The organism is Streptomyces sp. NBC_00009 (genome assembly GCF_045040855.1).
GTDB classification, from domain to species: Bacteria; Actinomycetota; Actinomycetes; order Streptomycetales; family Streptomycetaceae; genus Streptomyces; species Streptomyces aureus.
On record NZ_CP108312.1, the window covers coordinates 387,308 to 407,075 of the forward strand.

A 19,768-nucleotide genomic window follows, 5' to 3' on the forward strand; every position below is an offset into this window, starting at 1 on the left:
AAGGGCTGTTGTGGCGCAGGTGGTGCTGGTGCACGGAGTGGCTCAGCAGTTCGAGGGGCCGGAGCTGTTGTCGTTGCGTCTGGGCGCCGCGCTCCGTGACGGGGTGAAGCTGGCCACGGGGAAGGCACTGCAGCCGGAGGCCGTGGCGTGCGCGTTCTACGGGAACTGCTTCGTCGAGCCAGGGACGCGGTCGGACGGCCTCCCGGCGTGGAACGAGCGCGATGTGGAGGACGGCCTGGAGGCCGAACTCCTCGACGCGTGGTGCCGCCGGGCGGAGGAGATCGACGACGCGGTGCCGCCTGCCGACGAGGAGGGGACGCGAGGGCCGGCCGGGTACGCCGCGTCCCGGCTGCTGCTCTCCCGGTGGGTGCGTGAGCGGCTGAACGCTCTGACGGAGGCCCGGTTCTTCCGGCCGGTGTCGGAGCGGATACTGATCGGTGAGCTGAAGCAGGTGCGCCGGTATCTGGACGAGCCGCCGGTGTGGCAGGCCGCCCGCGCGGCGGTCGCGGCCGAGATCGGTGCGGACACACGGGTGGTGGTGGCACATTCGCTGGGTTCGGTCGTAGCGTACGAGGCGCTGTGCGAGAACCCCGACTGGCCGGTGACCGATCTGGTGACGGTGGGCTCTCCGCTGGGTCTGCCGGTGATCCACCGGAGGCTGAGCCCGCTGCCGGTGGAGGGCCGTGGGGCGTGGCCCGGCGGGGTGGCGCGGTGGACGAACGTCGCCGATCCGGGTGACATCGTCGCGCTGGTGGGCGAGCTGGCCCCGCGGTTCGCGTCCGGACCCGGCGACGGCGTGGCCGACCGGACGATCACCAACGGGGTGCGGATGCACGACTTCGAGCGCTATCTGACCGCCCCCAAGACCGGGACCGCCGTCGCCGCCGGCCTCCGGGCGCCGCACGCATGACACCCCCCGCAGCCGCAGAAGACGCCGAACTCGCCGTGGCGGGGCGCCGGTTCCTGATCGCGGCCGGTGTCGGCACGTTCCGGGAGTCGGGCATCGACGGCCTGCCCGGCGTCCCGGCGGACGTGCGCCGCGTACGGGAACTGCTCGAGCCGATGGGATACACACCCGTCCTCACCGATCTGGCCGCCGATCCGACCCGGGACGCGCTCGCCGAGGGCATCGAGGACTGGACCCTGGAAACGGCCCTGGGTTCGGACGACGTGGTGGTGGTGTACTTCGCCGGACACGGCGTCCACGAGGAGGACCGCCACTACCTGCTGTGCAGCGACACCAGGCCCGGCCGCTGGACCCGGGCACTGGCCGCGGAGGACCTGGCCCGGCCGCTGGTGAAGAGCCCGGTCGGGCATCTGCTGGTCATGCTCGACACCTGCTATGCCGGGGCCGGCACAGCGGACATCAGCCGGCTCGCCGCCGACCTGGCGGACCTCCACCGCGGGCGGGCCAACCGCTGGCACCTGGCGGCCGCCCGCGCCAGGGACCGGGCGCGGGAGAACGTGTTCGTCGACGCCCTCGCCGACGTCTTCGCCCACCCCCGCCACGGCGCCACCCAGCAGTACGTGAGCGTGCGCGAGGTCACCGAACGCGTCAACAACCACTTCAGGGCCCACCGCCCCAGCCAGCAGGCCCGGTTGACCACCACCGAGACCGACGGCCAGGACCCCTTCTTCCCCAGCCCCCTCTACCTGCCCGGACTGCCCGCCGACGGCATCGACCTGGTCGGCCTCGCCCTGCTGCGCCGCCGCCACGCCGGGCACTTCGATCCCCGTAGCCGCGGGCTCGAACACGCCGGGGAACGCGGCGACTACTTCACCGGCCGCGCCCGCGCCCTGGCCGACCTCACCGCGTTCCTCACCGCCCCGGACGCGGACCACGACCGCAAGGCCCGCGTCGTCACCGGCGACCCCGGCTCGGGCAAGTCGGCACTACTGGGACGCCTCCTGACCCTGACCGACCCCGACACTCCGAGGACGCGGGCGGTCCCGGGTGCCTCCGGCGGCGAACAGCTGCCACTGCCGGCATATCCCTCCGTGATCGCCCTGCACGCCCGCCGGGCCTCCCTGGCCGACCTGGTGACCGACCTCGCCGCAGCCCTGCACCTGCCCTCCCCCGCCGACCGCGACACCGTGCTGACCGCACTGTCCGCCCGCACCACACCCGTCGCCGTCGTGGTGGACTCCCTCGACGAGGCCGGAACCGCGGGCGACACCCGAGAGAGCCGACGCATCGCCGGCGAACTCCTCCAGCCCCTCTCCACCCTCCCCTCGGTACGGCTCGTCGTCGGCACCCGTCGCCCCCAGATCCCCGCCCTCGGCCACGCCGTACACGTCCTCGACCTCGACGCGCCGGAACACATCACCCGCGCCGACATCACCGCGTACGCCCGCGGCGTCCTCGAAGACGCCCAGGACCCCGACAGCCGCTCCCCCTACCGCCACGACCCCGCCCTCGCCGCCACGATCGCCGACGGCATCGCCGAACGAGCCCGCTTCTCCTACCTCGTCGCCCGCATGACGGCACGCGCCCTCGTCCACGGCCAGATCACCGTCGACACCGGCCGCCCCGACTGGCACCAGCACCTCCCCAGCGACGCGAAGGAAGCCTTCGCCACCTACCTCGACCGCTTCGGCCCCGACCGCCCCAAGGCCGAACGCCTCCTGCGCCCCCTCGCCTACGCCCAGGGCGCCGGCCTGCCCTGGTCCACCCTCTGGGCCCCCCTCGCCGAGGCCCTGTCCGGCCTGCCCTGCTCCCAGGCCGACCTCGACTGGCTCCACCGGCACGCAGGCGCCTACATCATCGAGACCCCCACCCCCGAGGGATCCGCCTACCGCCTCTTCCACGAGACCCTGGCCGAACACCTGCGCCGCACCGGCCACGAACACGACGACCACGCCACCATCGCCCACACCCTCACCGCCCTGGTCCACAAAGACCCTGCCACCGGCGTGAACGACTGGCACCTGGCCCACCCGTACATCCGCCACCACGCGGCTACGCATGCGGCGGCGGGTGGCGTCCTGGTCGGGTTGCTGTTCGACCCCGAGTACCTCGTCCACGCCGCCCCTGCCCCGTTGCTGCGCGCCCTGGACACAGTGACTGCCCCGGCGCACCGCATCGTCGCCGACATCTACCGCGCCTCGGCCGCCGCTCACGCCCCGCTCCCCGCGGACGCCCGCCGCGACATCCTGGCGATCGATGCGGCCCGCTACGAGTACCCTCAGCTCGCCGCCAAGCTCGCTCGGACCCGCCCATGGGCACCACGCTGGGCTACGGGCAGCCTTGTTCACCCTGCGCACCGGGCCACTCTCACCGGCCACACAGGCAGGGTCGGCGCTGTAGCAGTGGTGGAGATCGACACCCGCCCCCACGCCGTCACCGCCGGCGAGGACGGGACGGTGCGCGTGTGGGATGTGGCCTCCGGCACCGAACGTGCCGTCCTCGCCGGTCACACCGGCAGCGTGATCGCGGTGGCGGAGTCCGAGATCGACAACCGTCCGCATTTCCTCACCACCCACGGCGACGGGACGGTGCGGGTGTGGGATCTGGTCTCCGGTTCCGAACACGCCGCGTTCACCGGCCACACCGAGTGGGTCGATGCGCTGGCGGTGTCGAAGGTCGGGGGCCGTTCCCACGTCCTCACGGCCAGCAGGGACGGGACGGTGCGGGTGCGTGACCTGGCCTCCGACACCGAACGTGCTTTCCTCTCCGGTCACACCGGCAGGGTGACAGCAGTGGCGATGGTCGAGCTCGACGACCGTCCTCACGCTCTCGTCGGTCAGGATGACGGGACGGTGCGGGTGTGGGATCTGGTCTCCGGCTTTGAACGCATTGCCCTCACCGGCCACATCCACGGCGTGAACGCGGTAGTGGTGACGGAGATCGACAACCGTCCGCACGCTCTCACCGCCGGTGGCGACGGGACGGTACGCGTGTGGGATCTGGTCTCTGGCTCCGAACGCGCCGTCCTCATCGGCCACTTCGCCGGCGTGAACGCGGTGGCGGTGGTGGAGATCGACAACCGCCCCCACGCTGTCACCGCAAGCGAGGACAGGACGGTCCGGGTATGGGATCTGGCCTCCGGCTCTGAACGTACTGTCCTCACCGGCCACACAGACCGTGTGACGGCGGTGGCGGTGACCGTGCTCGACAACCGCCCCCACGCCGTCACCTCCAGCGATGACGAGACGGTGCGGGTGTGGGATCTGGCCTCAGGCACCGAACATGACGCACTCAGCAACCACACCCGTTGGGTGAGCGCGCTGGCGACGGCGGAGATCTACGACACCCCCTACGTCCTCAGCGGCGACGGCGGGACGGTGCGGGTGCGCGAACTGGCCACCGGCACGGAACGGGCCGCCCTCACCGACCACGGCGGCTGGGTGAGCGCATTGGTGGTGACGGAGACCGACAACCGTCCCAACGTGCTCATCGGCGGCGACGAGATGGTGCAGGTGTGGGACCTGGCCACCGGCACGGAACGGGCCGCCCTCACCGACCGCGGCGACTTGGCGACCGCGCTGGTGGTGACGGAGATCGACAACCGTCCCCACGCCGTCACCGCCGTCCATGACGGGACGGTGCGGGTGTGGGATCTGGCTTCAGGCACCGAACGCGCCACCCTCAGCAGTCAATCGGGTTGGGTGGGTTCGGTCGCGGTGGCGGAGATCGGCCACCGTCCCTACGCCCTCTTCGCCGACGGCGAGACGGTGCGGGTGTGGGATGTGTCTTCCCACACCGAACGCCCTGCCCTTACCGGCCACCTCGGTCGCGTGAACGCGGTGGCGGTGACACAGCTCCACGGCCTTCCCCTCGCCGTCACCACGGGCAAGGACCGGACGGTGCGGTTGTGGGATCTGGTCTCCGGCACGGAACGTGCCGTCCTCACCGGCCACACCGACGAGGTGAAGGCGGTGGCGGTGACGGAGATCGACCAACGCCCTCATGCCATCACCACCAGCGAGGACGGTTCGGTGCGGGTATGGGACCTGCTCACGACCCGCGTGGTGGCGGCGCTCGCGCTCCCCCTGCCGGCGCAAACCGTCTCGGCGCACGGCGATGTCATCGTCCTGGCCATGGCCCACGAAGTCGTCACGCTCCAGCGCACCCGCACTCCATAACGGTGTCTCAACAGGCCCGGTCGAAACAGGCGCTGGCCGGAGCCGCCCAACCAGCCGCCATGTGTTCGACGTGCCACCTGTATGCCGCCGCCACTCGATGCCCTGCACAGCCCGCGGACGGTCGCAACGCGGCCGTGATCTTCACGTACGACACGGGCAGGACGTTCTGGCAAGGTCTTCACTCCTTGGACGACTTTGTTCCAACAGGAGTTCGTGGCGGGGCTTGGATGCGGGCGGGCCGACTACGTCTACGTCTGGGTCGACCGCATCCGCCTGCGCGAGACGAAGTCGTGCGTACTGGTCCTGATGGGCGTGCGCGCCGACGGCACCAAGGAGCTGATCGCCATGAGCGACGGCTACCGCGAATCCGCCGATTCATGGGCGGATCTCCTGCGCGACTCCGCTCGCCGCAGCCTGCGCGCTCTCGTCCTTGCGGTCGGCGACGGCACACTGCTTCTGGAAGGCCCTGGCCGAGGTGTTCCCCGAAACCCGCCATCAAAGGTGCTGGGTTCATAAAATCGCCAACGTTACGAACGCCCTGCCGAAATCCGCCCAGCCCGGCGCGAAGAAGGCCCTGCAGGAGATAACAACGCCGAGGACCGCGACCATGCACAAAGGGCTGTGGCCGCGTTCGCCAAGGCCTACGGCGGGAAGTTCCCCAAGGCCGTCAAGCAGACCACCGACGACGTGGACGAGCTGCCGGCCTTCTACGACTTCCCCGCCGAGCACTGGATCCACTTGCGCACCACGAACCCGATTGAGTCGACTTTCGCCACTGCCCGGCTGCGGACCAAGGTCAACCCGGGCGCTGGCAGCGCGGCCGCCACCCTGGCCATGGTCTTCAAGCTCGTCGAGTCCGCCCGGCAGCGGTGGCGGGCCGCGAACGCACCCCACCTCGTCACCGTGGTCCGTGCCGGAGCCCGCTTCGAGCGCGGCCACCTCGTCGAACGCTCCGAGAGCCACGCGGCCTCAACGACCGCAATTGATCCACGGGCCATGACTCCTGCCCCCCCAGAGGCCCGGCAGCAAGCCGGCACGTCGGGCCGATGAGTTTGCCGGTTGCCTGAAGTCTTCCTTGTGCCACTCCCGCCCCGTCGGCGGATCAGGAAACGCCGGATCTCGGTCATGGAGGAGAGATGGAGGCCAGGATGAACAATCCGATTCGGCTGTACATGTCGATGTCGCTCGACGGCTATATCGCCGGCCCGGACGATCGGCCAGGGCAGGAGCTCGGACGCGACGGTGGGCGGCTCTTCAACTGGCTCGACGACCGGGAGCCCGACGGTCCGAGCGGCCAGGTCTACCGCGAAGCGCTGGCGACCGGCGCGGTGATCTCCGGCCGTCGGACCTTCGAACTCGCCGGGCGCTGGCAGGGCGACCACCACGACGGCGTACCGATCTTCGTCCTCACCCACCAGGTGGATGACGGGGACGTGCCACCCGGCCACGCGCGTTTCGTCACCGATGTCGAGGACTGCGCCCGCCAGGCTCGCGCAGCCGCAGGGGACCGGCCGGTCATGGTCCATGGGGCGGGGACGGCCCAAGCACTTCTCCGAGCCGGGCAGGTGGACGAGATGGAGATCCACCTGGTTCCGGTCCTCCTCGGGGAGGGCCGGCGGCTGTTCGACCACCTGGGTAGCGATCACATCGAACTCGACCTCGTCCGGCGGCTCGAAGATCGAGACGTTACGCACCTCCGCTACCGGGTGCATCGACCCGAGGCGGCCGCGTGAAGACGCTCTTCGTCTCCTACCGCGTCACCGACCTGGACCGCTCGCTCGGTTTCTACACCACCTTGGGCTACGCCGAACTGGGCAGGGTCGAGGGCGGCGACGGGGCTCGCCTCGTGATCCTCAAGTTCCCCGACGAAGCGGCGGCCTCGCTCGAACTGGTCCACCGCCCCGGCGAGAAACCGGTCGACGTAGGCAGCGGTTTCGACCACCTCGCGATCCAGGTGGAAACGCTCGCCACGACCCTGGAGACGCTGACCGAAGCCGGCCTGAGGCCCGAACCCCTCCAGTACCCGGGCGGCCCTCACGGCCCGAAGACATCGTGGCTCACGGACCCGGACGGTTACCGGATCGAGTTGGTGGAGTGGCCGTCCGGACATCCCGACGGCATCACCGCAGCAGACTTCGCCTGAGGCAGCTCGAGCAGCTGCGAGGCATGACACTCCACGAGCCGGGCCAAACGCGCATCCACAATGGGCGGGGCCTAGTCGCGTCAGTCAGGCCAGCCGGGTTTCTGCAACGCTCTTCTGTCACCGGCGAGTCACGAACACCATCGACGCACCCACGCCAACCGCCCATTCCGGCCTTCCGGATGCAGGGCCCTGCGCCCTTACACCTGACTCCCGCGGATCATCGGCGAACCCTCACACCCCTTCGCCGAGGGTCCGCTCTTCCCTGGGAGCGGGGCCCGCCGACGCCGGATCAGGCGCGCAGGGTGACGCCGAAACGGGTTCTCATCCGCCGCAGTTCCCACAGCGAGACGGCGGTCACCGACAGTGGCCCGCCCAGCGTGGAGCCGATCTGGACGATGGGCGGGCCTCCCGGCATGCCTTCGGTCATGTTCAAGACCGCGAACACCCACACCAGCGTCAGGGTGAGGACGGGCGGCAGCATCGGGTGGACCTGGCCGCTGTTGAAGGTACTGCGGGCCGAGTACAGCGACGCCATGAAGAAGAAGGGAAAACCCCACACGATCACGATCAGCGAGGCGACGGCCAGTACGTACTCCCACCAGCTTTTCCCGTCGTCGGCGTTGACGGTCAGGCCCGTCGGGACGAGGATTCCGCCCATCACGACCAACGTCAGCACGTACCAGCCGACCGCCTTGAGCGGAGCGCGCAGCCGGGAGCGCAGATGTGGCCGCAGGTGCGGGGGCGCGTAGTAGATGAATCCGATGATGACCAGGGGCGCGGCGATGATCAGCACGAACGGGGCGAGGATGAGTTGGGCGGCACCCCCGTACGCCGCGTCCTCCCAGCGGTTCGGATCCACGTTGTAGGCGAGGATCAGGGCGATGGTGGCGGCGGCACCGAGCACCGTGCGGGCCAGCTGGACGCGGTCCACGGTGCGGTCCACGATCCGGCCGTCGCGCTCCTGCGCGAAGAGCCTGGTGGCCACGCGGTGCGCGGAGCGCAGGATCGCGCCGATGAGCCCGAAGGGAGCGCCGAACGACAGGCAGCCGCGGCGGCGCCGGGCGGCGGGCCTCGTGGGCTGGGGACCGTAGGGGTACGGGTACGGGTTCGGGTGCGGAGGCTGGTTCGGGATCGGGTACGGGCCCGGATTCGGTGGTGGCGGACCGTACGGGCCGCCCTGCGGTGGTCCGTAGGGAGCGCCCCAGCCGCCCTGGCCTCCCGGTCCGTTGCCGCCAGGCTGACCCGGGCCGTTTCCCGGCCCCCATCCCCCCGTAGCCATGCCTCTCCCCGTTCGCTCTCGGCCAGTTGCTGTGTGTGTCCTGTGGTGCCACGGCGCAGTGTAGTAGCACATCGAGTGACAGAGGCCGCGCTCGTTGCCGGTCGCGCCGCCTTGCCCGTCGCGCCACATACGTGCATACCCGTCAGCGCTCCGGCGAAGCGCCGAGGCCGGTCAGGGCGCCGACCGGATCGAGGTCGGGGGTGCCGCGGAGCGACCAGTCGTCGTGGCCCGGTTCCGACTCGTACGCATACCACAACCCGCCCCGGCCCAGGCGGAGTTGGACATGGCCGCGGGGGTGGGTGAGGTGGTTGCGCCAAGGGCGGAAGGTCGACAGGTCGGCGGCGAGGAGGAGCGGGCGGGCGCGGTCGAAGCGTCCGGCCGGGGGGCCCAGGGCTCCTCGAGAACGGCGAGCCCTTCGATGCCGCCCTGCCGCCAGGCCGCGACTGCGCGGGCCAGTTCGGCGGGGGTGCGTTCGGCGGCGGAGGCGAGCGAGGCGTAGAGCGAGCGGGAGCCGACGGTGAGGCCGGAACCGGGGCGGGCGGCGGCGAGTTGTCCGCGTCCTGCCACAGCGTCAGCTCCGCCACCGGATCGCGGCCGGTGCTGAGCAGTGCGTGGGCGCGGGCGGCTGCGTCGGTCGCCAGCTGGTCCAGCGCGAACAGGTCGGGGGCCGCCGGGCGCCGCCGGGTGAACCGGGGCCGCTCGGGGTAGGTGAGCCCCCGTCTTTGACAGCAGGCGGGAACTCACCTCATTCCAGCGCGGATTCGCACGCGTTGCCCTCCGTCTCACGTGGAGGTCATTCACCAGGGGTGCCAACTGCGCGTCCTGCCCTCAGTTCCCTTATCAGCGCTCGGACTCCCGCCGTACGGGCCAGCTCCGGCGTCGTGGCGTAGCCGATACGCCGGGTCGGGCGGCCGGGGCCGAGGTCGGCGATCTCGACTGTCGGCGGTGCGTCGCGCAGCGAGAGCTCGGGCATGACGGCCATCCCCCGTCCCTGAGAGACCAGCGCCAGCACCGTTCCGTCGTCCTCGGCGGTGATCGTGGCGCGCGGCAGCCAGTCCTGGCTGGACCACCAGTCGGCGGTGTAGGAGGAGCAGTTCTCCTCCCAGTCAATGAACGGCAGGCCGCGCGGGTCCGGGTGACCGGCCGGATGGACGAAGGCGTACGACTCCGCCACGAGGTCTCCCGTGATCAGTCCATGCGGCAGCGGTGTCGACCCGCCGAGTGTCGCGATCGCCAGGTCCGCGCGCCCGTCGGCCACCTCGCCACTGGTCCCGCGTCCCACATCCCGAACTACCCGGACTTCTGGGCTGAGACCGGGATGGCGCCGGGCCAGCCGTTCCAAGGCTTGCGGCAGTAGGTGCAGCGCCGCGCTGCGGAAGACGGCGACACGCAGCGGGCCGGTGAGAGTGTCCTCGGCGCCGCCGCCGCGGACCTCGGCGGCCATCACCTCGTACAGCCGCAGGATCCGGCGGGCATGGCCGACGGCGCGCTCGCCGGCCGGGGTGGGCGTGGCGCCCCTACGGCCCCGTTCGAAGAGGACCACGCCGAGCTTGCGTTCCATCCCCCGAACGGCGTGAGAGACAGCGGACTGCGTCATCCCCAGCGCCGTCGCGGCGGCGGTGAAACCGCCCTCGTCGCCCACGGCCAGGAGTACGCGCAGCTCGGGAGGGGTGAGTTCAGCCATGAGCGCCTTTCATGTTCAGCAAGGGAACCATCGACGAAGCGGTCTGCCCGGGCCTGGGATTCCTCCGTAGCGTCGTGGTCATGACGATCACAGCACAGGTCGTGCACCAGATTGCACGCCCCTCCGGTTTCCCGTCCGCGTCCGACTTCACCTTCACGCAGGAGGTACTGACAGCACCGGCGCCCGGTCAGATACTCCTGGAGAACGTCCTGTTCTCCGTCGACCCGTACATGCGCGAGCTGATGGACGTGGCAGGCCTTCCCGATGGCTCGGCCTTGTGGAACCTGAACTCACCCCTCGAAGGCCGCACCATCGGCCGCGTCCTCTCCTCCGCCGACCCGTCCCTCGCCCCAGGGGACCTCGTCCTGCACCGCAAGGGCTGGCGGACCCACGCGCTGCTGCCGGCCTCGGAGGTTCGGATACTCCCGCGTTACGACGGGGTGCCTCTCACCGCGCACCTCTCCGTCCTCGGCGGCACCGGCCTGACGGCATACGTGGCGCTGACCCGCATCCTGCGACTCCAGCCGGGCGAGGACCTCTTCGTCTCCGCCGCGGCCGGTGGCGTGGGCACGGCGACGGGCCAGTTCGCACGGCTCCTGGGAGCGGGGCGGATCGTCGGCAGCGCGGGATCGGCGACGAAGGTCAAGCGGCTGGTGGAGGAACTCGGCTTCGACGCGGCCTTCGACTACCACGACGGCCCGGTCTCCGACCTGCTCGCCGGCGCGGCCCCCGACGGCGTCGACGCAGCGGTGGAGAACGTCGGCGGTGACCACCTGGAGGCTGCCATCGGCTCGCTGCGCGACTTCGGCCGCATCGCCTGGGTCGGCGCGGTCGCCCAGTACAACTCCCTCACCTCTCCCCCGCCCGCCCCGCGCAACCTCTTCGACGTGGTCGGCAAGTCCCTCCGGCTGGAAGGTGTCCTCGTCCGCGACCACCGCGACGCGCAGCCACTTCTGGAGGATTTCGCGGTCCCACACATCCGCTCCGGCGCGCTGGTGCCCCAGGAGACGGTGGTGGAGGGATTCGAGAACATCGTGACAGCGTTCCTGGGAACACTGCGGGGGGAGAACACGGGGAAAATGCTTGTCCGCGCAGGCGAGTAGGGGCGGGGCGACGACAGAGGGCTGAGTTCGTAGAGAGTGACCAGCACCATGAGGATCACTGAAGCCCTCGCCGATGCGGGGCTCACATGCTGGGCGGACAGTGATGACGGGCGCGCGGGCGGCGGCATAGGCGTCGCCGAAGGCCGCCGTGCAGGTATTGACAATTACTCAACCGAACCGGCCTACGCATAGGGCCGGATGGCCACCGTGACATCCATGTCGAAGGCGTTCGCCCCCGCCGCGGACGGCAGGCCCAGGGCCCGGTCGAGCGCGTGGCTCAGGGGGCCGCAGCCACTAGTGCCCGGGGCGGCGAACTCCGTGTCCTGGGCACCGAAGGCGACGACCAGGGGGTCCTTGGATATCACCCGGGTGGGATCGGTGTCCTTGAGCACCAGGTGGACCGCGTTCTCATCGCTGCCCACCGAGCAGCCCGACGACGGCAGGGCCAGCAGCCCGTGCGCCGAGCCTATGGCGAACTTGATGTCGAACTCGCCGCGCCGGGTGTCGTCGGACAGGAAGTCCGAGTAGCCGCCGTACTGCGGAGTCAGGGCCAACGGGGTGCCTCCCACCTGGATTGGCGCAGCGGTCATCTCCCCGAAGACCTGGCGGAATTCACCGTCCACACGGCCTTCCGCAAAGGTGATCTTCATAGGTTCGGTGAGCGGCTCGTCGAAGGCGCCCATGCGCAGATACCCCGTGGCGTGCATGACCTCGCAGCGCCAGGTCCCGGGGTCTGCACCCGCGGGCAGCTCGTCGACGGTCGGGCAGGCGGAGAAGTCGAACTCGGGCAGGTCCGCGGCCCGTTCAGCTCCATGCGCGGGTGCGGCGCCCAGGGCGAGTCCGGCAAGTAGTGCCCCCGCAGCAGCACTTGTGAAGCGGCGGACTGTGCGATTCAAGGTCACTCGGTTCGGCGTCATACGCCCCAGCATTGCAGAACTTCCTCTGCAGAGGAAGTTCTGCAGAGAAATCGCTGCGCTCTGGATAGACTGCCGCCATGACGAAAGAGCAGAGAGCGGAAGGCGCAGGGCGGCGCACGGTCGACAGCCCAGAGGTGCTCAAGGCCCTCTCGCATCCCCTGCGCCTGCGCATCCTGCGCCACCTCGGCGCGGCGGGCCCGGCCACCTCGACCACGCTGGCCGCCGCCCTCGGCGAGAACACCGGGACGCTCAGCTACCACCTGCGCATGCTGGAGCGCAGCGGCCTCATCGAGGACATCCCCGAGCGCTCCACCGGGCGTGAGCGCTGGTGGCGCGGGGTGCGCGGCCTCGACATCCGCCGACCGCCGCAGGGTGAGCTGACGGAGGCCGAGCGCGCCATGTCGGCCGAGCTGGACCGGATGAGGATGGAGGAGGACGTCGAGCTCGCCCGGCAGTTCACCGCCGGACAGGCGGAGTCCGAAGGCTGGATGCGGGGTTCACGCAGCCTCATCCACCTCACGAAGAGTGAGCTGGACGCGTTCCATGACGACTATCTGGCCTTGCTCGCGCGCTATGCCCGCGGCCCCGAGGATGCCCCCGACGACGCACGACCCGTACTCCTCCGCTGGTTCGGTCTGCCCGCTGACTGACCGGCAGCCGACCGACGAACTGTCCCATCGATCTGACCGGACACATCGACCGGCCCCCTGGCCGTGGTGCTCAACGCGCTCGACCCGGCGCACCCGCCTTCGTCCCCTGCGGGAGTGTCCGACTTGTTGAATCGACCGCAGGCGCTCGCTCTGCAGCCGTAGCGTCCAGGCGACCGCGTCACCGACAACCAGTAGCACCCACCACACGACACAGCAGAAGCGTCAGCACCACGGCTTACATGAACATACAAGACACTCCCGGCCGCGCCCGCCGCCTCGGCGGGCGCGGCAACGGGAGCGGTGGAATCGGTGGGAAAAGGGTGCCGGACAGGTCAGGGAGCGGTGCCCCAGGCGAGGGTGCCGTCCACGTAGACCCCGAGCATCGCCGCGTCGGCATAAGCCGTGTTGGTGCCGCGGCTGTAGTCGTCGGCCTCGTTGAAGTTCGACCAGTCGGTCTTGTTCAGGCGCAGCTGGATCTCACCGGTGGAGGCTCCTGCCGCGAGGCTGCCGCTGCCGAAGCCGACCTCCAGGTAGTGGCTGGCGCCGGCGGCCGAACTGCCGGAGGCCGTCACGCCGTGGGTCACATTGCCGCAACCCAGCACTGCGTAGTCGCAAGCGGTGCCGAAGGTGCTCGCGCCGGCTTCGGGGGTGAACCAGTAGCGCACCTTCACGGTGGACAGGTTCACCGTGGTGGTCCCGGTGTTGACCAGTTGCACGCCCATCCGGATCTGGTTGTCGGTGGCCGACGAGTCATTGTTCTTGTACTGGACCTTGAGAGTGCCGGTGCCGGTTCCGCCACCCGCGGACGTGGTTGCCGAGATCGCCGCGGACGCCGCCGAGACGTTCCCCGCCGCGTCCCGGGCCTTGACCGTGTAGCTGTACGCGGTCGAGGCGGTGAGCCCCGTGTCCGTGAAGGTGGTCGTCGCCGAGGAGCCCACCTGCACACCTGCGCGGTACACGTCGTAGGCGGTCACGCCGGTGTTGTCGGTCGAGGCCGACCAGGACAGCGAGACACTGCCACTCGTCTTCCCGGTGACTGTCAGGCCGGTCGGCACGGAGGGTGCCTGGGTGTCGCCGCCGCTGCTGCCACCGAGAGGCGGGTACGCGTTGCGCACCAGCTCCTGGAACTGGGCGGAGAACCGGCCGGCGACCAGCAGCTGGCCGCTGACGGCCGGCGACTAACGGCGGCTGAACTGCCTTACCGGGCCCGCGAATGCGTCCCGCTCGTCCGGTGTCAGCGGCACGGCCTCCAGGGCGGGCGGTCCGCCCTGACCCGGCAGCGAGGCGCGGGCCGCTCGGTGCCCCAGCCCACATGGCGGACCAGCCGGACGAGACCGACCACCCACCCACCCCACGGTGGCGACCGCGAGGAACGCCACACCCATCTGCTCAAAGATCGACACGTGCTCAGGTAGGGCGCCAGTCAACACCACGGTCCGGGACTTTGGTCCCGGACCGTGGTGTATCTCGCATGAGCGGACAGTTCCGAACTGTCAGGTGGTTACCGGTATCTGCTGTCAGGCGGCCACCGGTATCTTCGGCTCCTCTCCCTTTTGCGCCGTCGCGTCGCCCGCCCCGTCCGCCCCGCCCTCGGGCGCGGACTTCCGCATACCCTTCAGGATCACGACCAAGGCCGTCGACACACAGACACCGGCGGCGATCGCGATGAGGTAGAGGAACGGGTTGCCGATCAGCGGGACCACGAAGATGCCGCCGTGCGGGGCGCGCAGGGTGCAGCCGAAGGCCATCGACAGGGCGCCGGTGACCGCGCCACCCGCCATCGAGGCGGGGATGACGCGCAGCGGGTCCGCCGCGGCGAACGGGATCGCACCCTCCGTGATGAACGAGGCGCCGAGCACCCAGGCCGCCTTGCCGTTCTCGCGCTCGGTCCTGGTGAAGAGCCGGCCGCGCACGGTCGTCGCGAGGGCCATGGCCAGCGGCGGGACCATGCCGGCGGCCATCACCGCGGCCATGACCTTGAGCGAGCCCTCGGTGGGGTTCGCGAGGCCGCCGACCGCGAAGGCGTACGCGACCTTGTTCAGCGGGCCACCCAGGTCGAAGCACATCATCAGGCCGAGGATGACGCCGAGGATGATCGCGTTGGCGCCGGACAGGGAGTTCAGCCAGTCCGTCAGGGCGCGCTGGAGGGAGGCGATGGGCTTGCCGATGACGAGGAACATCAGGAAGCCGACCACCGCGGAGGAGATCAGCGGGATGACGACCACCGGCATGATCCCGCGCAGCACGGGAGGCACGTTCACCTTCTGGATCGCCATCACGACGCCGCCCGCGATGAGACCGGCGGCGAGGCCGCCGAGGAAGCCGGCGTTGATGGTGAGCGCGATCGAACCGCCGACGAACCCGGGCACGAGCCCCGGCCGGTCGGCCATCCCGTACGCGATGAAGCCCGCGAGGACCGGGACGAGGAACGCGAAGGCGACGGAGCCGACCTGGAAGAGCAGCGCGGCCCAGCTGTCGGTCTGGGTCCACACGAAGTGCTCGGCAACGGACGGCGCCTTGTTGATGGTGTAGCCGCCGATCGCGAAGCCGAGGGCGATGAGGAGACCGCCTGCCGCGACGAAGGGGACCATGTAACTGACGCCGCTCATCAGCCACTTGCGCAGCTTGGTGCCGTAGCCGTCGCCGGCGTCACCGGCCCGGTCCACGGGGGTCGCGGACGGGGCGCCCGAGGTCGTCTCGCCGCGCGCGGCCTTCTCGCGTACCTCGCCGATGAGTGCGGCGGGCCGGTTGATGCCGGCCTTCACGCCGACGTCGACGGTGGGCTTCCCGGCGAAGCGGTCCTTCTCCCGTACGGGCACGTCATGCGCGAAGATCACGCCATCCGCGGCGGCGATCACGTCGGGGGCGAGACGGGTGAACCCGGCCGAGCCCTGCGTCTCGACCACCACCTCCACGCCCCCCGCGTCCCGGCCCGCCTTCTCCAGGGACTCGGCCGCCATGTAGGTGTGGGCGATGCCCGTGGGGCAGGAGGTGACTGCCACGATCTTGAACTTCGCGGCGGGGGCCGCGGGAGCGGTCTCGGGCTCGGGAGTGGACTCCGGCTCGGTAGTGAGCTCGGGAGTGGACTCCGGCTCGGTAGTGGGCTCGGGAGTGGACTCCGGCTCGGGAGCGGGCTCGGGTTCGTCCCCGCGGATCAGCGCCGCCGTGGCCCCCGCGTCGGTCGCCGTGCGCAGCGCCGCCTTGAAGTCCTCGTCCATCAACTGCCGTGCCAGCGACGACAGGATGGTGAGGTGGGCGTCGTCCGCCCCAGCGGGCGCGGCGATGAGGAAGATCAGGTCGGCCGGGCCGTCCGGCGCCCCGAAGTCGATCCCGTCGGCGCTGCGGCCGAAGGCGAGGGTCGGCTCGGTGACGTGCTCGCTACGGCAGTGCGGGATGCCGATGCCGCCGTCGAGGCCGGTCGGCATCTGCGCCTCGCGGGCCGCGACGTCGGACAGGAAGCCGTCCAGGTCGGTCACCCGGCCCCGGGCGACCATCCGTTCGGCGAGGGCGCGGGCCGCCGCCTCTTTGGTGTCGGCGGACAGGTCGAGATCGACCAGGTCCGCGGTGATCATCTCGCTCATCGCGGGCTCCTTCGTACGCGTATCGCCTTGGCGGCGGGGGTGGGAACGGGGGTTTCGCCGCGGGAACGGCGGCTCCGGAAGGGAGCGTGGGGAGTGATCAGGCCGGAAGCGACCGGATGGGGCGTATTCAGGGGCGGGGCGCAGGCCGTCATGGCGCGGGCTCCTTCAGTGCGCGGTCCAGCGGGACGTCCGACGTGAGGGTCACCGCGTCCGGGTCCAGGTCGGCCGGGGTCGGCATCGCGCTGCCCGGGAGCTGGACCGCCGCGGCGCCGTGGGCGACGGCCGAGGCCAGCGCCCGCGGGCCGGTGCCGCCCGCGATGAGGAAGCCGGCCAGGGAGGAGTCGCCCGCGCCGACGTTGCTGCGGACGGTGTCGACCGGGGCGGTGGCGAACCAGGCGCCCGAGCCGTCCACGAGCAGCTGCCCGTCCGAGCCGAGGGAGGCGAGTACGGCGCGCGCTCCGAGGTCCCGCAGCTCCTCGGCCGCCTTGAGGGCGTCGCCGACGGTGGCGAGCGGACGGCCGACCGCCTCGGCGAGCTCCTCCGCGTTCGGCTTGACGACGTCGGGCCGTTCGCGCAGGGCCGCGAGGAGGGCCGGGCCCGAGGTGTCGAGGGCGATACGGGCGCCGGCCGCGTGGGCGCGGGCGACCAGCTCGGCGTACCAGGGCGGGGTGAGGCCGCGCGGGAGGCTGCCGCAGCAGGCGATCCAGTCGGCGCCCGCGGAGCGCTCGCCGACGACGGTGAGCAGTGACTCGGCTTCTTGCGGGGTGAGTTCGGGGCCCGGCGCGTTGATCTTCGTCAGGGTTCCGTCCGGCTCGGCGAGCGCGATGTTGGACCGGGTCTGTCCGGCTACGGGTACGGGGGCGACGCTGATCCCCTGGGCGTCGAGGAGTTCGGCGACCAGGGCACCAGGCGCGCCGCCCAGCGGGAGCACGGCGAGTGTGGGGGCGCCGGCGGCGGCGACGGCCCGCGAGACGTTGACGCCCTTGCCGCCCGGGTCCATGCGCTCGCCGGTGGCGCGCAGGACCTCGCCCCGGTCGAGTGCGGGGACCTCGTAGGTGCGGTCCAGGGACGGGTTGGGGGTGACGGTGAGGATCATGCCGCGTGTGTCTTCCGTGATGGCTTGCGTGGGGGCTTGCGTGGGGGTGCCGGAGCCGATGCCGGTGTCGGGGCCGATGTCGGTGTCGGTGTCGGTGTCGGGGCCGAGCCCCCGGTGTCTGGAGCCGGTTTCGGAGTCGGCGGGCTCATGCGCGGACCACCTCCGTGCCGCCCTTCTCGATGGCGGCGGCGTCCGCGTCACTGAGGCCGCTGTCGGTGATCAGCACGTCCACGTCGCCCAGGTCGCCGAAGCGGGCGAAGTGCTCCTGCCCGTACTTGGCGGAGTCGGCGAGCAGCACGACCCGGCGGGCGGCGGAGACGGCCGCGCGCTTCACGGCGGCCTCGGCGAGGTCGGGGGTGGTCAGGCCGTGTTCGGCGGAGAACCCGTTGGCCGCGAGGAAGAGGACATCGGCGCGGATCTCCCCGTACGCCCGCAGGGCCCAGGCGTCGACGGCGGCGCGGGTGCGGTGGCGGACGCGGCCTCCGACGAGGTGCAGCTGGATGCCGGGGTGGTCGGCGAGGCGGGCCGCGACGGGCAGGCCGTGGGTGACGACGGTGAGCGTCGACTCCAGGGGCAGAGCCGCGGCGAGGCGGGCGACGGTGGTGCCCGCGTCGAGGATCACGGTGCCGTCCTCGGGAAGTTCGGCGAGCGCGAGGCGGGCGATGCGGTCCTTCTCGTCGGCCGCGGTGCCCTCGCGCTCGGCGACGTCGGGCTCGAAGTCGAGCCGCCCGGCCGGTATGGCACCGCCGTGCACACGCCGTACGAGACCGGCCCGGTCCAGGGTCTTCAGGTCACGGCGGATGGTCTCCGCGGTGACCTGGAACTCCTCGGCGAGTGACAGCACGTCCACGCGTCCGCCGTCACGCGCAAGGCGGAGGATCTCCTGCTGCCGCTCCGGTGCGTACATGTCCGTCTGCCTCCGACGTCTCGCCCGGCTGTGCCCGAGTCTGTGGTTTCGATCTGAGGCTACGGCTAGATTTCCAGAAAGTAAACAGGTTCGGGCATGTCGCAGACACAATCGGACTTTGATCACGGGTGCGACAGGTGGGTCTCCGCGAAGAGGTACGACTAGCTACTGAGCTTTTCGATGGGTTGTCGTGGGTGGTGACGGGGGTTGATCCCCGCGGTATGCCGTAGATATGCGATACGCGCAAGGTGGTGGGCTCGGTCCCAGGGACCAGGCTGCGCGAGAGCGGATCCGGATGCTCGCGGCCCAGGGGTTCGACAGGGGTGAGAAGAACAGGGTGATCGCGAAAGAGCTCCGGGTCGGCGTCCGTTCGGTGGAACGCTGGAAGCGGGCCTGGCGCGAACAGGGCACTGTGGCCCTGTGTTCCTCCGGTCCGGCCAAGCGGCCGAAGGTCTCTGCGGAACAATTCTCCCTTCTGGAAGCCGAGTTGCTGAAGGGGACGGTGGCCCACGGATGGCCGGACGAGAGATGGACCCTGGCCAGGGTGGCGATGCTGATCGAGCAGGAACTCGGCCTGTGGCTGTCGGTGCGAGCGGTGTGGGAACTGCTGCGGCGGCACGGCTGGTCCTGCCAGCAGCCGGCCCGGCGGGCGGCCGAGCAGGACCGGGCGGCGGTGGCCGGATGGGTGAAGGAGACCTGGCCCGCGGCAAAGCCACCGCGGCGGCGCTCGGGGCATGGATCGTCTTCGAGGACGAGGCCGCTGTCTCGATGACGCCGCACCGGGCCCGCACCTGGGCTCCTCGCGCATCCACGCCGACCGTGCGGGTCCGTGGTGCCTCCCGCGGCCGGCTCTCTCTGGCGGCACTGGCCTGCTACAAGCCCGGCCACACCAGCAGACTGATCTACCGGCCCCGCATCCAGAGCCGCCTCAAGGGTGCCCGCCGGGCCTTCACCTGGAAGGACTACCGCGACCTGCTGGTACGGGCACACATCCAGCTCGGCGGCCCGATCGTCTTGATCTGGGACAATCTCAACGTCCACCGATCTGCCCCGATCCGTCAGTACGCCGCCGCCCACGACTGGCTCACCATCATTCAACTGCCCAGCTATTCACCCCAGTTGAATCCGGTCGAGGGAATCTGGTCGCTGCTGCGGCGCAGTGCCACCGCCAACGTGTTCTTCGGGGACCGCGACCAACTGGAGCAGGCCATCAGGCGTGGCCTACGCAGAATCCAGCACCACCCCCACCTCATCGACGGATGCCTCCAAGGCACCACACTCAGCCTCACACCAACCTGACCAACCCACCCGACAACCCATCGA

Annotated in this window: 14 protein-coding genes and 3 pseudogenes; 9 read left to right on the plus strand and 8 right to left on the minus strand. The window is 70.7% G+C overall.

Going from position 1 to position 19,768, the window contains the following annotated elements; all coding sequences use genetic code 11:
* The first annotated feature begins 10 nt into the window (after positions 1-10).
* The 5 genes and pseudogenes from OHA58_RS01815 (at position 11) to OHA58_RS01835 (ending at position 7,228) form a co-directional block, all read left to right on the plus strand.
* A complete protein-coding gene (locus OHA58_RS01815) occupies positions 11-910 on the plus strand; it encodes an antibiotic ABC transporter ATP-binding protein (RefSeq protein WP_405475607.1) in 900 nt (299 codons plus the stop codon).
* Entirely contained in the window at positions 907-5,085 is a 4,179-nt protein-coding gene (locus OHA58_RS01820; protein WP_405475610.1) for a caspase family protein, read from the plus strand. The genes OHA58_RS01815 and OHA58_RS01820 overlap by 4 nt, the downstream gene beginning before the upstream one ends.
* A 156-nt stretch (positions 5,086-5,241) precedes the next feature.
* Positions 5,242-6,135 (plus strand): annotated as a pseudogene (locus OHA58_RS01825) (IS256 family transposase); the annotation flags it as partial.
* 98 nt (positions 6,136-6,233) lie between these two features.
* Entirely contained in the window at positions 6,234-6,818 is a 585-nt protein-coding gene (locus tag OHA58_RS01830) for a dihydrofolate reductase family protein (RefSeq protein WP_405484690.1), read from the plus strand.
* Complete coding sequence (locus OHA58_RS01835; protein WP_405475613.1) at positions 6,815-7,228, plus strand: VOC family protein; 414 nt, start codon at positions 6,815-6,817, stop codon at positions 7,226-7,228. Before OHA58_RS01830 ends, OHA58_RS01835 begins: the two co-directional genes overlap by 4 nt.
* A gap of 289 nt (positions 7,229-7,517) precedes the next feature.
* Here OHA58_RS01835 and OHA58_RS01840 read toward each other — a convergent pair whose 3' ends face one another.
* The 3 genes and pseudogenes from OHA58_RS01840 to OHA58_RS01850 form a co-directional block, all read right to left on the minus strand.
* Positions 7,518-8,507, minus strand: coding sequence for a hypothetical protein (locus tag OHA58_RS01840; RefSeq protein WP_405475616.1), 990 nt, complete (start codon positions 8,505-8,507; stop codon positions 7,518-7,520).
* A 142-nt stretch (positions 8,508-8,649) separates the two neighbouring features.
* A pseudogene (locus OHA58_RS01845) lies at positions 8,650-9,212 on the minus strand (hypothetical protein); the annotation flags it as partial.
* A gap of 88 nt (positions 9,213-9,300) precedes the next feature.
* On the minus strand, positions 9,301-10,191 hold the full coding sequence (locus OHA58_RS01850; protein WP_405475619.1) for a LysR family transcriptional regulator: 891 nt from the start codon (positions 10,189-10,191) through the stop codon (positions 9,301-9,303).
* An 80-nt stretch (positions 10,192-10,271) separates the two neighbouring features.
* Here OHA58_RS01850 and OHA58_RS01855 point away from each other — a divergent pair, with 80 nt between their 5' ends.
* Positions 10,272-11,294, plus strand: coding sequence for an NADP-dependent oxidoreductase (locus OHA58_RS01855; RefSeq protein WP_405475622.1), 1,023 nt, complete (start codon positions 10,272-10,274; stop codon positions 11,292-11,294).
* Positions 11,295-11,476: 182 nt separating this feature from the next.
* Here the strand turns inward: OHA58_RS01855 and OHA58_RS01860 are convergent, their stop codons facing one another.
* A complete protein-coding gene (locus tag OHA58_RS01860) occupies positions 11,477-12,196 on the minus strand; it encodes a hypothetical protein (RefSeq protein ID WP_405484692.1) in 720 nt (239 codons plus the stop codon).
* A 92-nt stretch (positions 12,197-12,288) separates the two neighbouring features.
* On the opposite strand from OHA58_RS01860, the gene OHA58_RS01865 reads away from it, so the two are divergent.
* Positions 12,289-12,861: an ArsR/SmtB family transcription factor gene (locus OHA58_RS01865; RefSeq protein ID WP_405475625.1), complete on the plus strand. Its 573-nt coding sequence runs from the start codon at positions 12,289-12,291 to the stop codon at positions 12,859-12,861.
* 332 nt (positions 12,862-13,193) lie between these two features.
* Here OHA58_RS01865 and OHA58_RS01870 read toward each other — a convergent pair.
* The 4 genes and pseudogenes from OHA58_RS01870 to OHA58_RS01885 form a co-directional block, all read right to left on the minus strand.
* Positions 13,194-14,012 (minus strand): annotated as a pseudogene (locus tag OHA58_RS01870) (cellulose binding domain-containing protein); the annotation flags it as partial.
* A gap of 366 nt (positions 14,013-14,378) precedes the next feature.
* A complete protein-coding gene (locus OHA58_RS01875) occupies positions 14,379-16,442 on the minus strand; it encodes a fructose-specific PTS transporter subunit EIIC (protein ID WP_405475628.1) in 2,064 nt (687 codons plus the stop codon).
* Between the two features lie 148 nt (positions 16,443-16,590).
* The gene (gene pfkB / locus OHA58_RS01880) at positions 16,591-17,538 is read right to left on the minus strand and encodes a 1-phosphofructokinase (protein WP_405475631.1); all 948 of its coding nucleotides are present in this window, start codon (positions 17,536-17,538) and stop codon (positions 16,591-16,593) included.
* Positions 17,539-17,683: 145 nt separating this feature from the next.
* The gene (locus tag OHA58_RS01885; RefSeq protein WP_399974080.1) at positions 17,684-18,445 is read right to left on the minus strand and encodes a DeoR/GlpR family DNA-binding transcription regulator; all 762 of its coding nucleotides are present in this window, start codon (positions 18,443-18,445) and stop codon (positions 17,684-17,686) included.
* Between the two features lie 232 nt (positions 18,446-18,677).
* Here OHA58_RS01885 and OHA58_RS01890 point away from each other — a divergent pair, with 232 nt between their 5' ends.
* A complete protein-coding gene (locus OHA58_RS01890; RefSeq protein WP_405475635.1) occupies positions 18,678-19,217 on the plus strand; it encodes a winged helix-turn-helix domain-containing protein in 540 nt (179 codons plus the stop codon).
* A complete protein-coding gene (locus tag OHA58_RS01895; protein ID WP_405484694.1) occupies positions 19,214-19,744 on the plus strand; it encodes a transposase in 531 nt (176 codons plus the stop codon). Before OHA58_RS01890 ends, OHA58_RS01895 begins: the two co-directional genes overlap by 4 nt.
* Positions 19,745-19,768 lie beyond the last annotated feature (24 nt).

Bases quoted from the DNA above. Each gene is read 5' to 3' on its own strand.
- OHA58_RS01820 (WP_405475610.1), top strand. From the start codon at position 907: ATGACACCCCCCGCAGCCGCAGAAGACGCCGAACTCGCCGTGGCGGGG.
- OHA58_RS01830 (WP_405484690.1), top strand. From the start codon at position 6,234: ATGAACAATCCGATTCGGCTGTACATGTCGATGTCGCTCGACGGCTAT.
- OHA58_RS01840 (WP_405475616.1), bottom strand. From the start codon at position 8,507: ATGGCTACGGGGGGATGGGGGCCGGGAAACGGCCCGGGTCAGCCTGGC.
- OHA58_RS01850 (WP_405475619.1), bottom strand. From the start codon at position 10,191: ATGGCTGAACTCACCCCTCCCGAGCTGCGCGTACTCCTGGCCGTGGGC.
- OHA58_RS01855 (WP_405475622.1), top strand. From the start codon at position 10,272: ATGACGATCACAGCACAGGTCGTGCACCAGATTGCACGCCCCTCCGGT.
- OHA58_RS01865 (WP_405475625.1), top strand. From the start codon at position 12,289: ATGACGAAAGAGCAGAGAGCGGAAGGCGCAGGGCGGCGCACGGTCGAC.
- OHA58_RS01875 (WP_405475628.1), bottom strand. From the start codon at position 16,442: ATGAGCGAGATGATCACCGCGGACCTGGTCGATCTCGACCTGTCCGCC.
- pfkB (WP_405475631.1), bottom strand. From the start codon at position 17,538: ATGATCCTCACCGTCACCCCCAACCCGTCCCTGGACCGCACCTACGAG.
- OHA58_RS01885 (WP_399974080.1), bottom strand. From the start codon at position 18,445: ATGTACGCACCGGAGCGGCAGCAGGAGATCCTCCGCCTTGCGCGTGAC.
- OHA58_RS01890 (WP_405475635.1), top strand. From the start codon at position 18,678: ATGCGATACGCGCAAGGTGGTGGGCTCGGTCCCAGGGACCAGGCTGCG.
- OHA58_RS01895 (WP_405484694.1), top strand. From the start codon at position 19,214: ATGACGCCGCACCGGGCCCGCACCTGGGCTCCTCGCGCATCCACGCCG.